The sequence below is a fragment of the Nocardia tenerifensis NBRC 101015 genome, assembly GCF_000308715.1.
Taxonomy (GTDB): Bacteria; Actinomycetota; Actinomycetes; order Mycobacteriales; family Mycobacteriaceae; genus Nocardia; species Nocardia tenerifensis.
On record NZ_BAGH01000346.1, the window covers coordinates 1 to 1,029 of the forward strand.

A 1,029-nucleotide genomic window follows, 5' to 3' on the forward strand; every position below is an offset into this window, starting at 1 on the left:
GACCGGCTCGCCCCCACCATCGGCGAGCTCACCGCCATCGGCCGGTTCGCCGCCGGAGATCAGCTCGCCGCCGCCGAGTTCCGCCCCGGCGGGCTCGCCGAGCCGCGCCGCCAATTGCCTGCTGGCGCTGAGCTTCTCGGTGTCACGGCGGCGCATCCGCATGACGGCGTCGCGCGCCTCGTCGATGGCCGCCGCGACCGGCTCGGCCCGGCGAGCCGCCTCCAGCTCGGCCAGCAACGCGGCGCGCTGATCCGCGGCCGCCGCATAGTCGTCGAGTTGCTTGCGCGCGGCCGTCATTCGGCGATGCAGCTCGTGCAGGCGACGCTGCTCCTCCGCGATCGCCCGCACGCGAGCCGACTCCTGTTGGCAGCGTTCGGCTTCCGCCGCGGCAGTGGACAGGTCGGTGCGGGCGGTGGCGAGCAACTCCTGCGACCACCCGACGGCCTCGAGCGGACCGACGGTCTCGGCGGCGCTCGCCCCCGCCGCGACGCCGACCTGGGCGATGAGACGGTCGATGCCCTGCTTGCGCGCGTCGAGGTCCGCGGCGGAGGCGCGACGCCGGTCCGCGAGCCACTGCTCGGCGCTGCCGAATCGCTCGGTGTCGAAAAGCTTTTCGAGCAGCTTCTCGCGATCCTCGTTGTCCGCCCGCAGAAACCGCGCGAAGTCGCCCTGCGGCAGCAGCACCACCTGGAAGAACTGGTCGGCGCTCATGCCGAGCAGCCGGACGATCTCCTCGCCGATATCGGGTATGCGGGAGAGGTTTTCGCCGCGCCCGTCCAGCCACGCCAGCGTCGCCTTGGCAGGGTCGGTGCGCATGCCGGTGCCGCGCAGCTTCGGACGCTCGAACTCGGGGATGCGGGTCAGGCGCACGCGCCGCCCGCCGAGGGTGGCCTCCAGAATCACCTGCGGCGGAGTCTGTTCCGGCGCGTGGTCGGAGTGCAGCCGCTTGCTCTCGCCCCGCGCGCCGGGGACGCGGCCGTAGAGCGCGAACGCGATCGCGTCGAGCACTGTGGTCTTGCCCGCGCCGGT

General features: G+C 73.3%; 1 protein-coding gene. It reads right to left on the reverse strand.

Translation table 11 applies throughout. The features are described 5' to 3' along the window. On the reverse strand, window positions 1-1,029 hold a 1,029-nt coding region (locus tag ON39_RS27065), incomplete at both ends, for an AAA family ATPase (protein WP_040738643.1).